Source organism: Streptomyces racemochromogenes, from assembly GCF_039535215.1.
GTDB classification, from domain to species: Bacteria; Actinomycetota; Actinomycetes; order Streptomycetales; family Streptomycetaceae; genus Streptomyces; species Streptomyces racemochromogenes.
In genome coordinates this window covers 3,401,735-3,415,924 of the sequence record NZ_BAAAWT010000001.1, presented here as the reverse complement: position 1 = coordinate 3,415,924, position 14,190 = coordinate 3,401,735, and the positions used below count along the sequence as shown (strand labels likewise).

Annotated in this window: 13 protein-coding genes; 3 read left to right on the top strand and 10 right to left on the bottom strand. The window is 72.8% G+C overall.

What is annotated here, in order from left to right; all coding sequences use genetic code 11:
• From efeB to ABD973_RS15700, 6 genes are all read right to left on the bottom strand, one after another.
• A complete protein-coding gene (gene efeB / locus ABD973_RS15725) occupies positions 1 to 1,284 on the bottom strand; it encodes an iron uptake transporter deferrochelatase/peroxidase subunit (protein ID WP_125821764.1) in 1,284 nt (427 codons plus the stop codon).
• Between the two features lie 5 nt (positions 1,285 to 1,289).
• A complete protein-coding gene (locus tag ABD973_RS15720; protein ID WP_345500434.1) occupies positions 1,290 to 3,320 on the bottom strand; it encodes a copper resistance CopC/CopD family protein in 2,031 nt (676 codons plus the stop codon).
• A 22-nt stretch (positions 3,321 to 3,342) separates the two neighbouring features.
• A complete protein-coding gene (locus tag ABD973_RS15715; protein WP_125821766.1) occupies positions 3,343 to 3,876 on the bottom strand; it encodes a copper chaperone PCu(A)C in 534 nt (177 codons plus the stop codon).
• Positions 3,873 to 4,526, bottom strand: a complete 654-nt coding sequence (locus ABD973_RS15710) for an SCO family protein (RefSeq protein ID WP_125594065.1) — start codon at positions 4,524 to 4,526, stop codon at positions 3,873 to 3,875. The genes ABD973_RS15715 and ABD973_RS15710 overlap by 4 nt, the downstream gene beginning before the upstream one ends.
• An 80-nt stretch (positions 4,527 to 4,606) precedes the next feature.
• The gene (locus tag ABD973_RS15705) at positions 4,607 to 5,350 is read right to left on the bottom strand and encodes a YcnI family copper-binding membrane protein (RefSeq protein WP_125821767.1); all 744 of its coding nucleotides are present in this window, start codon (positions 5,348 to 5,350) and stop codon (positions 4,607 to 4,609) included.
• A 110-nt stretch (positions 5,351 to 5,460) separates the two neighbouring features.
• Complete coding sequence (locus ABD973_RS15700; RefSeq protein WP_345500429.1) at positions 5,461 to 6,276, bottom strand: hypothetical protein; 816 nt, start codon at positions 6,274 to 6,276, stop codon at positions 5,461 to 5,463.
• Positions 6,277 to 6,602: 326 nt separating this feature from the next.
• Here ABD973_RS15700 and ABD973_RS15695 point away from each other — a divergent pair, with 326 nt between their 5' ends.
• The gene (locus tag ABD973_RS15695; protein ID WP_125594062.1) at positions 6,603 to 7,094 is read left to right on the top strand and encodes an ATP-binding protein; all 492 of its coding nucleotides are present in this window, start codon (positions 6,603 to 6,605) and stop codon (positions 7,092 to 7,094) included.
• Between the two features lie 132 nt (positions 7,095 to 7,226).
• On the opposite strand, the gene ABD973_RS15690 is transcribed toward ABD973_RS15695, so the two are convergent.
• A complete protein-coding gene (locus ABD973_RS15690; protein ID WP_345500425.1) occupies positions 7,227 to 8,693 on the bottom strand; it encodes an aminopeptidase P family protein in 1,467 nt (488 codons plus the stop codon).
• A gap of 134 nt (positions 8,694 to 8,827) precedes the next feature.
• Positions 8,828 to 10,417, bottom strand: a complete 1,590-nt coding sequence (locus tag ABD973_RS15685; RefSeq protein ID WP_345500423.1) for a PP2C family protein-serine/threonine phosphatase — start codon at positions 10,415 to 10,417, stop codon at positions 8,828 to 8,830.
• A gap of 423 nt (positions 10,418 to 10,840) precedes the next feature.
• Between ABD973_RS15685 and ABD973_RS15680 the strand changes: the two genes are divergently transcribed.
• Together ABD973_RS15680 and ABD973_RS15675 are read left to right on the top strand one after the other, a co-directional pair.
• Positions 10,841 to 11,569: a bifunctional DNA primase/polymerase gene (locus tag ABD973_RS15680; protein ID WP_125821770.1), complete on the top strand. Its 729-nt coding sequence runs from the start codon at positions 10,841 to 10,843 to the stop codon at positions 11,567 to 11,569.
• 119 nt (positions 11,570 to 11,688) lie between these two features.
• Positions 11,689 to 12,249 (top strand): hypothetical protein, encoded by a 561-nt coding sequence (locus ABD973_RS15675; protein WP_345500420.1) that lies wholly within the window; start codon positions 11,689 to 11,691, stop codon positions 12,247 to 12,249.
• 181 nt (positions 12,250 to 12,430) lie between these two features.
• Here the strand turns inward: ABD973_RS15675 and ABD973_RS15670 are convergent, their stop codons facing one another.
• A complete protein-coding gene (locus tag ABD973_RS15670) occupies positions 12,431 to 13,405 on the bottom strand; it encodes a DUF5926 family protein (RefSeq protein ID WP_345500418.1) in 975 nt (324 codons plus the stop codon).
• Positions 13,406 to 13,572: 167 nt separating this feature from the next.
• Positions 13,573 to 14,190, bottom strand: coding sequence for an ATP-binding protein (locus ABD973_RS15665; RefSeq protein ID WP_125824077.1), 618 nt, complete (start codon positions 14,188 to 14,190; stop codon positions 13,573 to 13,575).

Sequence of the window (14,190 nt, the reverse complement as noted above, 5' to 3'; positions counted from 1 at the left end):
TCACCCTTCGAGCAGGCGCTGCCCCACGTACTCCCCGTCGCCCGGACCGGGCGGGACCGCGTACAGCCCGCTGGACTCGTGGCGGATGAACTCCGACAGGGCGTCGCCCCGGTCGAGCTTGCGCTGGACCGGGACGAACCCGCGCAGCGGGTCGGCCTGCCAGCAGATGAACAGCAGGCCGGCGTCGGGGGTGCCGTCGGGGCCGATGCCGTCGTGGTACGAGAAGGGCCGCCGGAGCATGGCGGCGCCGCCGTTCTGCGCCGGCGCGGAGATGCGCGCGTGGGCGTTGGACGGGATGACCGGCTTTCCGTCGGGGCCGAGCTTGTCCAGAGCCAGCGGGGTTTTCTCGTCGCCGCCGGTCAGCGGCGCACCGGTGGCCTTGGTCCGGCCGATGACCTGCTCCTGCTGGGCGAGGGACTGCTTGTCCCAGTCGTCGAGCAGCATCCGGATCCGGCGGACTACGGCGTATGAGCCCCCTGCCATCCAGGAGTGCTCGGCGGGTCCGGGGCCGGCGCCCGGCACGAAGATCCGCTTGTCGAAGTCGGGGTCCTTGGGCCGCGGATTCCCGGTGCCGTCCACCTGGCCCATCAGGTTCCGGGCGGTCATGGGCGAGGCCGTCGCGCCGGGAGACCTGTTGAAGCCGTTCATCTGCCAGCGGACCCGGGCGGCTTCCCCGGCGTCCTTCTGCACGGCGCGCAGGGCGTGGAAGGCGACGAGCGCGTCGTCGGCACCGATCTGGACCCACAGGTCGCCGTTGCTGCGCTGGGGGTCGAGCCGGTCCGAGGAGAAGTCGGGCAGTGGGTCGAGGGCCACCGGGCGCCGGGCGGTGAGGCCGGTGCGGTCGAAGAAGGAGTGGCCGAAGCCGAAGGTGAGGGTGAGGGAGGAGGGGCCCGCGTCCAGGGCGATCCCGCTGTCCGCGGTCGGCGCCGGCTCGCCCGCCATGAGCCGCCGGGCGGTGTCGGACCAGCGGCGCAGCAGCGCTGCGGCTTCCTTGCGCCCAGCGCCGGGCGCGAGGTCGAAGGCGAGGACGTGCCCCTTGGCCTGGAGCGGGTCGGTGATCCCGGCCTGGCGCCGGCCGTGGAAGGCGACCTGGGTCGCGCCGAGGGAGGCGAGGGACCCGGCGGCTCCGGGGGAGCCGGCCGGGGAGTCCGAGAGCGCTGACTGCACGAGCGCGCCGCCCGTGGCGCCGAGCGCGAGGCCCGTGGCGCCCGCGGCGCCGACGGTGCCCAGCAGTCGGCGCCGGGAGATCTCGATGTCGGGGGTGCTACCGGTGCTGTCGGTCACGCTGTTCAGCCGATCTTCACGTTCTTCTGGACGGTCGTCTGGTCGATGTCGGAGGTGCGTACGGTCACGTCGATGCGCCATTCGCCCGCGAGCGGCAGCTGGACCCCGGACGCGGTCCAGTGTCCGGCCGCGGCGCGGTCGGGGGCGAGCGGCAGCGGGCCGATCTCCTTGGCGGGCAGGGTGAAGGAGATCTTGACCTCGGGGAGGTCGAGGGGCTTGCCGTCGGGGCCGTCCGCCCACAGGTGGAGGGTGTTGGCGCCGACCCGGCCGGGGTCGAGCTCCAGCCGTACGTTGCCCTTGCCGTTCTGGCCGCCGGTGTCGAAGGGCAGGGTGATCTTGACCGGGCGGTTGGGCACGGCGGGAGCGGACGCTCCGCCGCGGCCCGTCTCCTTCTCCACCGCGCGTCCGGGTTCGGTGCTGGTCAAGACGGTGGTGACGGCCAGGAGCACGACGGCCACGCCGGCCTCGGCGAGCACCGAGCGGCGCAGGCCGGCACGGCCGGGATCCGCATCGCGGACGCGGGTTTCGCGGGCCTTCTCGCGGGCCGCGCGCTGCCGGGCGAGCTGGGCGGCCCGCTTCGGGTCGGTGCCGGCGGCGTCCGCCGGAGCATCGGCTTCGGTGCTCGCGTCGGTGGCGGCGGCATCGCCCGAGGCGCTCCCGGCCGATGTTTCACGTGAAACATCGGCTCCGGCGAGCACCTTCTCCGGCTCTTCGGCCCGGACCTCCCCGAGCCGGGAGGTCCACTTCCGGGAGAGGTAGGCGATGCCGACCAGGACGGCGACGAGCGCGATCTTGATGAGCAGCAGCCGGCCGTAGCTGGTGCCGGTGAGGGCGGACCAGCTGCCGACTTGGCGCCAGGACTGGTAGACGCCGGTGACGGCCAGGACCAGGACGCTGATGAAGGCGACCCGGGAGAAGCGCCGGACGGCTTCCCGTTCGATGTCCGGCACCTTGCGCAGCGCGACCAGCAGGGCGGTGAGCCCGCCGAGCCAGGCGGCCACGGCCAGCAGGTGCAGGATGTCGGCCGGCATCGCGACCGCGGGCTGGATGCCGGTGGAGGCGTGCTCGGCGAGGGCCCAGGTGGCGGCGATGCCGCCGGCCACGACCGTGCCGCCGACGCCGAGCCCGAAGGCGAGGTCGCTCGTCTCCTTCTTCTCCTCGGCGCGGACCCCCTCGTCCACGGCCCCCGTCGCGTCCGTGGCGGCGGCCTTCTGACGGCGGGCGTAGGCACCGAAGAGCACGGCGATGAACAGCGCGGCCGCGCCGAGCAGCAGCAGCCTTGAGAGGAAGGCGGCACCGGTCTTGGTGTCCAGGACCGCCTTGAGGCCATCGAGATCGAAGGCGTCGGCGAACTCCCCCGAGCCGGTGTACGGGGTGCGCAGCACCAGCATCGCCAGGGTGGCGGCCGTCAGGGTGACCCAGCCACGCACCACCAGCTTCTGCAGCGGGCGCTCAGCGGCGCCGCGGCGCCAGCACAGCAGGATGAAGGCGGCGCCGCCGACGAGGACGGTGAACCCGGCGTAGGCGGCGTAACGGGCGATGCCGTACGCGATGCCGACGGGGCCGCCGCCCACCTTCCGGTCGGGCAGGGTGACGCTGGTAGCCGAGGGGGCGCCGACGGAGAAGGTGAAGGCGCCGGAGATCGGGTGGCTGTCGGCGGAGACGGCCTGCCAGGCGACGGTGTACGTGCCGTTGGGCAGGCCCGGGTGCAGGGCGGTGCCGTAGCGGACGGTCGATCCGCTGCACATGTCCCTCAGCTCGCCGGTGTCGACGCGCTTGCCCTGCGGGTCCATGACGCGGATGGAGTCGTCGCCCATGGCGACCTGCTCCGAGAAGGAGAGGGTGACCTGGGCGGGCGCCGTGGCGACCACCGCCCCGTCCTGGGGGTCGCTCGCCGTGAGGGCCGCGTGTGCCGTGGCCGGGGCGGCCGCGGTGAACAGGGTGGCCAGCAGGGCTGCGATGACCAGCGCGAGGCGGGGCAGGAGTGCCGTGGCGCGGACGCGGGCCGAAGGAGGAGCGGGGGCGATGGCCGTCATGGCGTGTCAGTTCCTCGGTCCGTCAGTGGGCGGTGGAGTTCTGCGCGTTGAACGTCCGTTCCTTGACGTCCAGCTCGACCTTGACCGGGTCGGCCTTCTCGAAACGCAGCTCGATGGTGATCTTGTCGCCGACCTTCGGCTGGTTCTTGAGCCCCATGAACATGATGTGGTTGCCACCGCGCTGGAGCCGGAGCTCACCGCCCGCGGGCACGTCCATCGACTGGACCTGCTGCATCTTCTGGTCCTTGGTCTCGTGGATCTGGAGATCGTCCGAGAGCGGGCTGGTGGCGGAGAGCAACTTGTCGGCGGTCTTCGAGTCGTTCTTGATGACCATGAAAGCGCCGGCCATCTTGTCGTTGACCGGTTCGGGCATGTACCCGCCGCTGACCGTCAGGACGGGCTTGCCCGCCTCCGGAGCGCCGGACGTGCCGGCGGCCTTCGTGTCGGCCGACGAGCCGGAAGCGGAGTCCGAGCCGGAGGAGGAGCAGCCGGATATGGCGAGCGCTGCCGTCAGGGAGAGGGCGGCGGCGATGGTGCGGATGGTGCGGGCGTTCACGGGTTCTCTCCCTTGATGATCTTCGGCAGGTCCTTGGTGTAGTCGTCGACGGTCGTGCCCTCGCCGTAGAGGACGTAGCCCTCGTCGGTCTTGGGAGAGAACGCGATGACCTGGGCCCCGTGCATGGAGACGACGGTGCCGTCGGCCTCCTTCTTGGGGGCCTCGATACCGATGCCGAGAGATCGGGCTGCGGCCTGGATGGTGGCGAAGTCCCCGGTCAGTCCGGTGAAGGACGGGTCCTGGGCCCTGAGCCACGCGCCGAGGGAGTCGGGGGTGTCCCGCTCCGGGTCAGTGGTGACGAAGACGACCTGGAGCTTGTCCTGGTCGGCTTTGGGGAGTGCCTTCTTGGCGACGGCGACGTTGCTCATCGTCAGGGGGCACACGTCGGGGCAGTTGGTGTAGCCGAAGTAGATCAGCGTCGGCCGCCCCTTGGTCTGCTCGCGCAGGTTCCACGGCTTGCCGGTGGTGTCCGTGAGGACGAGCTCCGGCTTGTCGAAGGGGCGGTCGAGTACGGTCGCGGATCCGGCCTTCTTCTGACCGGTGATCTGCGTGACCGAACCGGTGTTCTTGGCCGTCTCACTGCCGCAGGCGGTGAGGGCGAGCGCGGTCGCCACCGCGAGGGCGGCGACCGTCACACGTGTGGTGCGCATGAGGAAATGTCCCTGGGAATCGGGGATGGTGCGGATGTCGTGCGTACGACGGCGGAGCGGCGGGCCGGGGGCCCGCCGCCTCAGTTGGCGGCGCGGCGGCGCGAGGTGATGCCGAAGGCGACGCCGGCGAGACCGACGACGATGCCCACGATGCCGAGCGTGCGGGCGGTCGTGTCGGAGGCGCTCTTGGCCGCCTCGTCGTGCCCGCCCTTCTCCTCGCCCTTGTCGTTCTTGTCGCCGCTCTTGGCCCCGTCGGCGGCCGGCTTGGCGGCGGCGCCGTGGTCGTCCGCGCCCTTGGCGGCGGCCAGCTTCAGCACGGGCGCCGGGGTCTGCGGCTCCGGGGCGCCTTCCTTGGGCTCCTCGATCCAGCGGACGACCTCGTTGTTGTCGTACGTCTGGATCGCCTTGAAGACCATCTTGTCGGCGTTCTCGGGCAGCTTGCCCACGGAGACCGGGAACTGCTGGAACTTGCCGGGCTCGATCTTGCCGCCGGTCCAGGTCACCTTGGTAACGACCTCGTTGATCTGCTTGCCGTGCACGGTCAGGGGCTTGTCGAGCTTGGTCTTCTCGACGGTGGACGTCCAGCCGGGGAGCTCCTGCGGCATGACGGACGTGAGCGGCTGGTCCGCCGGGAAGCTGACCTCGATCTGGGTGGTCGAGGCGTTGTCCCGCTCGTTGGGGACCTTGAAGTTGATCGTCGCGTAGCCGCCCTTGGCGGCCTCACCGGCCGGCTGCACGCTGACGTGCGCGAAAGCGGTACCGGACAGGGCGAGGACGGTGCCGGCGGCGAGGGCGGCGGCGAAGGAGACGCGAGAGGTCTTCACGGCAGGAACACTCCATGGAAGCAGTGGTGACGTCGGCTCCGCACGCGGGCGCGCGCGGAGGTCGCGGCACCGGTGCTCTCGCCGGGTGTTCCGGGGAGTGGGGTGCCGCGTCAGGCTGCGAGGACGAGCGTCGCCGTCGGCGGCCCGCGCCGGACCACGGTGTGCTGCAGGGCGTCCCGGCCCGTCGAGACGGCGGGTGCGGCGGCGCTCCGGCGGGCCCGGGGGCCGCGCGCGGGCGCGCCGGGGAGCCCGGCCGTGAGGGCGCGTACGAAGGCCAGCGCGGCGCGCAGCGGACGTACGGGGTCGGCTTCGCCGGACAGCCGGGACAGCTCGACGAGCCGGAACAGCGCGGCATCGCCCCGGGCCAGCAGCCAGCCGGCCGTGAGCGCGGCCAGCAGGTGGCCGATCAGCATGGCGGGGCTGAACAGGCCGGTCGCCGGTGCCGCGGCGCCCCCCGCCAGGTGGGCGTGGGCCATGTGGCCCTGAGCGGCGGCCTGGGCGGCCACGGCGGCCGGGTCCAGTCCGGCGGCCTCCAGGATCTGCCGGGCGTCGGCCGCGCTCAGCGGTACGGAGTTGCCCCCGCAGACCAGCTGGGCGGCGAGCGCCGCCAGCGAGGTGTCGGTCCCGCCGGCCGGTGCCTGGGCGGCGGTGGCGCCGTGCTGGCCGAGGCCGAACAGGGTGTGCAGCCCGAGCTGGCCGACGGCCAGTCCGGCGGCGATACCGGGCAGCGGGCGCCGGCGACCCGCGAGGGGGGCGGCGACCGCGAAGACGGCGATGAAGGCCAGGGCCAGGGCCCACCACGGCACGGTCGCGCAGGAGGCCACCGCGTGGCCTGCCGCGGACAGCACGACACAGACCGCGGTGAACACCGCGGCCCGGGTCATCCGGAGGCCTGCTCCGGCGCGTGTCGTGTGGGATCCAGTCATGGCCGGGCAATCATCGCACTGGGCCCGGGCCCTGCCTACGGCAGGTGCTGGAGGGACCCTTGGGTTCCGGTCGGCGGCCGGCGGCCCCGTCCGTACCGGGTCAGCCCGAAGTCAGCTCCGCACCCCGTGCCGACCGGCCCCTGCCGGCGGCCCTGCGGGACCGTGCCGGTGCCCCGGCCAGGGGCGGAGCCCCGGCTCCGGCCGCAGTGACCGGTGCCGCCGCGCCCCCGCATACACCGCGGTCCGGGAAACGCACATCGGCCGAATGAGGGCTGTGCCGGCCGCCGGGGGCTTACGGGCCGGTGCGGGCGGCAATAGGTACCCGTATGAGCATCTGGTGGTCTCTCCACTTGAGGCGCGAAGCCGCGAGCGTGCCGCTCGCGCGGCGGCTGCTGCTGGGGACGATGGAGACCGCGGGGGTGGACCCGGAGATCTGCCACGACCTGTCGGTCGCGCTGAGCGAGGCCTGCGCGAACGCGGTCGAGCACGGCGGCCGCGCCGGCCGTCCCGGCGAAGGCCCCGGCGGGAGCCCCGCCGGCGGCGCCGCGGACGGGACCGAGGCGTACCGCGTCACGGCCTATCTGGACGGGGACCGCTGCCGCATCGAGGTGGCCGACTCGGGTCCGGGATTCCCGCCCTCGACGGTTGCCCGTCCCAGACCCGCCGGCTCCTGCCTCGCCGAGAACGGCCGGGGGCTGCACCTCATCGAGCAGCTCTCCGACCACGTCCGCTTCCGCAACCGGCCGGGCCGCGGTGCCGTGGTGAGCTTCGACAAGATGCTGAAGTGGCGCGACGGCGCGCTCCTGAAGGCCTCCTAGGACGAGGGGCGTCCCCGTACGGCGACGGCGGGAGAAGACGGCGGGATACGGCGCCGGGATACGGCGCCGGGATACGGCGGTGGGCGGGAACCGCATCCGGTTCCCGCCCACCCGTACGTCCGTGCGCCGGCGTCAGCCCTTCAGCCGCGCCATCCACGCCTCGACCTCGACCGAGGTGCGGGGCAGCCCGGCCGACAGGTTCCGGTTGCCGTCCTCGGTGACGAGGATGTCGTCCTCGATCCGGACGCCGATGCCGCGGTACTCCTCCGGCACGGTCAGGTCGTCGGCCTGGAAGTACAGACCGGGCTCGACGGTCAGGCACATGCCCGGCTCCAGGGTGCCGTCGACGTACGCCTCCGTGCGGGCGGCGGCGCAGTCGTGCACGTCCATGCCGAGCATGTGACCGGTGCCGTGCAGGGTCCAGCGGCGCTGCAGCCCGAGCTCCAGGACGCGCTCGACCGGGCCCTCCAGCAGGCCCCACTCGACGAGCTTCTCCGCCAGGACGTGCTGGGCGGCGTCGTGGAAGTCGCGGAACTTGGCGCCCGGCTTGACGGCGGCGATGCCGGCTTCCTGGGCCTCGTACACGGCGTCGTAGACCTTGCGCTGGATGTCCGTGTAGGTGCCGTTGACCGGCAGCGTGCGCGTGACGTCGGCGGTGTAGAGGGAGTGGGTCTCCACGCCGGCGTCGAGCAGCAGCAGGTCGCCGGAGCGGACCGCGCCGTCGTTGCGGACCCAGTGCAGGGTGCAGGCGTGGGCACCGGCGGCGGCGATGGTGCCGTAGCCGATGTCGTTGCCCTCGACGCGGGCACGCAGGAAGAAGGTGCCCTCGATGTAGCGCTCGGAGGTGGCCTGGGCCTTGTCGAGGACCTTCACGACGTCCTCGAACCCGCGGACGGTGGAGTCGACGGCGTTCTGCAGCTCGCCGATCTCGAAGGCGTCCTTCACCGCGCGGGCCTCGGAGAGGTAGACGCGCAGTTCCTCGTCGCGCTCCTTGGTCACCTTGTCGGTGAGGGCGGACTCGATGACGGAGTCGTGGGCGCGGACGACGCGGACCGGGCCGGTGGCCTCGGCGAGGGCCTCGGGGAGCTCGCGGACGTCCTTGGCCGGGATGCCCAGGAGCTGTTCGGCCTCGGCGAGGGAGTGCCGGCGGCCGACCCAGAGCTCGCCCTGGCCGGACAGCCAGAACTCGCCGTTCTCGCGGTCGGAGCGGGGCAGCAGGTAGATGGTGGCCTGGTGGCCGGCCTCGCCGGTGGGCTCCAGGACCAGGACGCCGTTCTCGGTCTGGTCGCCGGTGAGGTACGCGTACTCGGTGGAGGCGCGGAAGGGGTACTCGGTGTCGTTCGAGCGGGTCTTCAGCCGGCCCGCGGGGACGACCAGGCGCTCGCCGGGGAAGCGCGCGGACAGCGCGGCACGGCGGTCGGCGGTGTGGCCGGCCTGGGCGATGGGCTCCAGGCCGTGCAGCTCGGTGTCGGCCCAGCCGCTGCGCATGTTCTCCGCGAGTTCGTCGCTGACGCCCGGGTACAGCCCGTTCTTGCGCTGCTTGTGCTTCTTCTGGGGCTGCTCTTCTTCCGGGGTCTCCGGGGTGAGCTCGTCAGCCACGTCTTCTCCTCAGCTGCTACGACATGCAAGGACCGGGTGCGGACCCCGTCCATCGTATGTGCGAGGGGAAGGCTCCCGGCTCGACCTGTGACATATCAGTCAAACCGGGCGCACATCGCGGGCGGCGCCGGGCCTCAGTCGAACCGGGCCGCGAGCAGTACGACGTCCTCGGAGTCCTCGGCCGTGCCGGGCCCCTCCTCTGGGAGCACCGTCTTCAGAATGTGCTCGCAGATGGCCGCCGGGTCCTCCCGCGCGCTCCGCGGAACCCCCGCGGCCGCCGCGTGCAGCCGCGCGTAGGCCCGGTCCATGGCGTCGCCGGTACGGCGCAGGAGCCCGTCGGTGTAGAGAAGCACCGTTTCTCCGCGCGCGGGCTCGATCTCCACGCTCGGCGCCTCCCAGCACGCCAGCATCCCGAGCGGAGCGGAGAGGGAGGTCTCCACGTACTCGGTCCGGCGCTCGCCGATGAGCAGCGGCGGGGTGTGCCCCGCGCCCGCAAGAATGATCTTGCGGGCGGCGGGCTCGCAGTACGCGAACAGCGCGGTCGCCGAGCGCGCGGGCTCGGTCAGGCGCAGCAGCAGCTCCAGGTCGGACAGGACCGCGACGGGGTCCTCCCCCTCCATCACGGCGTACGCGCGCAGCGAGGCCCGCAGCCGCCCCATCGCGGCGACGGCGCTCGGGCCGGAGCCGGTGACCGACCCGACGGCCAGCCCCAGGGCGCCCTCGGGCAGCGGCAGCGCGTCGTACCAGTCGCCGCCGCCGCGCGGCCCCGTGCGGTGCCGGGCCGCGAGCTGGACCCCGGGGATCCGGGGCAGCCGGCTGGGCAGCAGCTCCTCGGCGATGGTGGCCAGCCGGTCGCGCGAGCGCGTGACCTCCACCATCCGGGCCAGGTGCTCGGCGGCGTGCCGGACGTACAGCCCGACCAGGTCGCGCTGGCGGTCGCTGGGCTCGGCCTGCTCGTCGTACAGCCACACCGCGGCGCCGAGCCGGCCCGTGGCGTCGGCGGTCACCGGGAGCGCGTAGCTCGCGGTGTAACCGAGCCGGGCCGCTACCTCCCGGTGCCGGGGGTCGACCGGGGGCTCGTGGCCGCCCGCCGCGGCCTGGCCCGGCTCGGGCAGCACCTCGGATCCGCCGTGGGCGTCGGGGAGTCCGTCGAGGATGCGGCCGTACGGGGTGGCGCTGCGCGGCACCGTCTCGATGTGCCCGAGGTCGGCGCGGCCGAGACCCAGGCCGATGGTCGTGGCGGGGCCGAGGCCGTCGGAGGGCTCCAGGGCCACCAGTCCGCGGCGGGCGCCGACGAGGGCGGCTCCGGCGCGCAGGAACTCCTGGAGGGAGGAGTCGAGGTCACCGGCGCGCGCGAGGCGCTCGGTGAGTTCGTGGAGGGTGGTGAGGTCGGAGACCATGCCCGCCAGCCGGTCCTGGATGACGCTGCTCGCCGCGGGCGGAGAGCCCGGGGCGGGGGCGGTCCGGGCGGAGCCGGCGGAGGAGCCCGGCGCGGTCGTGGACGTGGACGCCGTGGAAGTGGAGCCTGGCGCGGGCGCCGCAGTGTGCGGTGACGCTGTAACCGCTGGATCGATTCCAGCCACTTTCGGCAGATGCGGGGCGCTCATGGCGTCCGCCTTTCCACCTGGTGCGATTCGCCATATAGCATCGCAAACCCCCAGATCGTGCTGCGCCGCCATCAATGGCTCCACATCTACACGCACACGAGGATCGATGTCCAGCATTGCCCAAGCGGGAATACTGGTGTCCGTGGGACAGCAACTCACTGTCCAGCCGGGGCTAAAACTTGGCCGGAAAAAGCGCCATGCAGACGGTTTTTGCGATCGACTGGACAGGCGCTCCAAGGGCTCCGGGTACGTAATCGATGGTGCCCGGGGTCAGTTGACGCCCTCCCGCGCACCGCCGGGGAACCACCCGGCGCGGGGAGCCGTCCTTAGCGGCGGCAGCCGGTTTCGAGACCGGCGCGGGTCGCCCGGACCGCTCGCTCCGGGTCCCCGCCGGACGTTTGACGGACCCGTAAGAAAACTGCACGAACCGTGTGAACCTGCTTCTGGCGGACAGTGACGCGAAACGTGTACGTGTGGTGAAACACCGGATACATGGTGTGATGTGGCCCTTCGGCGTTCAACGGAAAGGAACGAGCGCTCATGCGCGAGATCCTCGGAAGGCGTCTCCAGCGGCTCCGCGATCGGTTGAAATTCCCGCGGGCCGCCTCCCGCCCTACCCCGGCCGGTGAGGACGGCGCGGCGGCCGACTCCCTCCTCGACGGGGCTCTGACCTGCGCCGGCGTCTGGAACTGGCCCGTACTCCCGGGCGTCGGCCGGGCCGGCGCCGACAGCGCGCGGTGCGCCTGCCCCGACCCCGACTGCGTGGTGCCCGGCGCGCATCCCTTCGACCCGGGGCTGCTCGCCGCGACGACCGACGCCCGGATGGTGACCTGGTGGTGGGCCCGGCGGCCCGCCGCCCCGGTGCTGCTGGCCACCGGCGGGAAGGCGCCGTGCGCGGTGAGCCTGCCGGCCGGTGCGGCCGCGCGGGCCGTCGGGCGCCTGGAGGCGCAGGGCATGCGGCTGGGCCCGGTCGTCGCCACTCCCACCCGCTGGTCCCTGCTGGTGGCCCCCTACTCGCTGGAGCGGCTCGGCGAACTCCTCTACGCCAAGGACCACGTGCCCTCCTCGCTGCGTTTCCACGGCGAGGGCGGCTACCTCCTGCTGCCGCCGTCCACGGCCAGTGGCGGCGGGCAGGTCCGGTGGGAGCGGGAACCCGCTGCGGTGCCCGGCCCCGGCGGGCTGTGGCTGCCGGAGGTCGAGTCGGTCGTGGACGCGCTCGTCGAGGCGAGCAGTGACGCCCCGGGCGGCGGCAGTCGCCTCGCCTACTGAACGTCAGGCGGCGTCCTCGGGCGCCCGCATCACTCGTACGGGTGCCAGCGCGACGGGTTTCCAGGGGAATTGGGCGCGGGGATCTCCGCGCCCCTTTCCCGCGTCGCTATCTTCGGCGAATGAATCTCCGCCTGATCGGTATCGGCGCCGGTGTGTTGATCATCTTGTCGCTTCCCCTGGCCGGAGCGATCGCCGGGCCGGATTTCGCCGGTCAGGGTGACGGAAAAGGCGGGGGGCTGCTCTCCTCGCTGGGTCTGTCCCACGCTTCCGGAGCGCCCGACGGGGCGCGGCCCGCCGGGCGGCCGGCCCGGCCGGGCCCGGCCGAACAGCCGCGCACCGACTCGCGGTGCGGGCCCGAACTCTCCGCTCCACAAGGGCTGGAGGCGCAGACCTGCGTCCTGGAGAGCGCGGGGCAGACCTGGGGCCGCAGCTACTACCGCAACACCAGCGGGCGCGCGCTGGACGCCGTACTGACCGTGATGGGTCCGGCCGGCCGGACGGTGCAGATCCGCTGCGCGGTGGGCGCGGGCGACGAGCCGGGGCTGTGCGAGACCCCCCGGGCTGACTCGGCGGGGGCACCGGAGGACTACTCGGCCGTAGCGGAGTTTGCAGTTCCGGATGAGGAAGGGCGGCTGCTGCTGAGGTCCGGGAGCAACTCACCGGGCCCGGGCGAAGGTTGAGCGCCACCGGAAAGACAAGGGCCCGGTCGCTGGCGACGGGGGATGCACCAGCGACCGGGCTACAAGAACGGTAACAAGAGATCGGCTGTTCGCAAATTCGATCTCTGATATTCAGACATCGATTTGCAGGCGATTAGCGGGAGTTGTGACCCCAGTCACCGGACCCGTGCGTGTCCGGCCGTCAGCTGAGCGTGATCTGGCGGTTGGTGAGCCCGCCGCGCGCCCGGCGCTCCTCGGCGGTCAGCGGGGCGTCGGAAGACAGGGCCGCGGCCAGCCGCTCCGCGAACTCCGCGGCGGGCTTCTCCACGTCCTCCGCCGAGACCCCGGTCGGCAGGTCCCAGACCGGGACCACGAGGCCGTGGGCGCGGAAGGAGCCGACGAGCTTGGTGCCTTCACCGAGGGAGGAGGTGCCGGCCGCGTGCAGCCGCGCGAGGGCGTCGAGCAGCTTCTCCTCGGCGTGCGGCATGACCCAGCGCAGGTGGTTCTTGTCCGGGGTCTCGCACCAGTAGGCCGCGTCCACACCCGTCAGCTTGACGGTCGGGATGGCGGCGGCGTTGGCGCGTTCCAGCGAGGCGGCGATCTCCGGGGAGGTGTTCTGGGCGTTTTCCGCCTCCGGAATCCAGAATTCGAAGCCCGTGTGCACAACCGGCTCGAAAACGCCGTCCAGGTCGAGGAGATCCTGAAGTCGGGGACCCTCGGCCGGCACGCGGCGGGCCGGGACCGGGGTGCCGGGCTCGGCGACGAGCGCGCGCTCCAGGGTGTCGGCCATGTCGCGGGCCAGGTCGCCGGTGGTCGAGTCGTTCTGGAGGGCGAGCAGGACCGAGCCGTCCTCGCGCCGCAGGGCCGGCCAGGCCATGGGGAGTACGGTCACCAGCGTGACGGACGGGACGCCCTCGGGCAGGCCGCCCTTGAGGGTGAGCGGGATGGTGGCCGCGGGGACGAGCTCGCGCAGCGCCACCCAGTCGCGCTCGCCCGGCAGTCCCTCGAACGGGCGCTGCACGTGCTCGGTCGCGGCGTGCGAGGCGGCCGCGCCGTGACATGCCTTGTAGCGGCGCCCGGAACCGCAGGGGCAGGGCTCGCGCGCGCCGACGACCGGGATCTCCCCGTTCTCGAGCTGGGGCTTCGCGGTCTTCGCGGCGGGGCGCTTCTTGGCCATCGTGGGTGTCTCCCGGTTGCGGCGGTACGGCGGTGTCTCTGGGCGCGAGCCTAGCCGTTCGTACCGCCGGAACCGGTGGGGTGCGGCCGGGAGCACGGTCGGCGTGCGCTCCCGGACGGCCGCCTGTGCGGATGGCCGGTGCTACTGGTCGTGCGGGCGGGCCCGCTTCAGTGATCCAGGTCGTCGAAGGCGGATGCGAAGTCCATCGCCGGGGCAGTGACGCGCGTAGCGAAATCCTCGTGCCGGGGCCCCCGGGCGACGATCACCCAGACGGTGACCTCACCCGCCGCTCCGTCCCGGACACCCCAGTCCTGGGCCAGGGCGCTGATGATGTTCAGCCCCCGGCCGCCGTGCGCGGTGACCGAAGGCGTGGCCGGGATCGGGCGGGTGGGGCCGCCGCCGTCCGTGACCTCGACCGTCAGCCGCCCCGCGGCGTCTACGCGCCACGCGGCGCGTATCTCCCCGTCTCCGATCTCGTGCCGGCCCAGCGGCCGGCCGTGCCGGCAGGCATTGCTGAGCAGTTCGGAAAGGATCAATACGGCATCGTCCACGACCGATTCGGACAGGCCGCTCATGCGCAGCTGTTCGCGCATCCGGCGCCTCGCCTCGCCCACGCCCGCAGGACCATGGCGTATGTCCATGCACGACGACGTGGGCACTTCCTGTGCCATCACCAACGCCACCCCCGGAACCTCCTTAGCCCCACGCCAAGGTCTGGATGCCCCACTGGCCTGGACCGGAAACCGCCCTGACGAGGCCCTCTGGCACCGTCCTGACGCATTCAT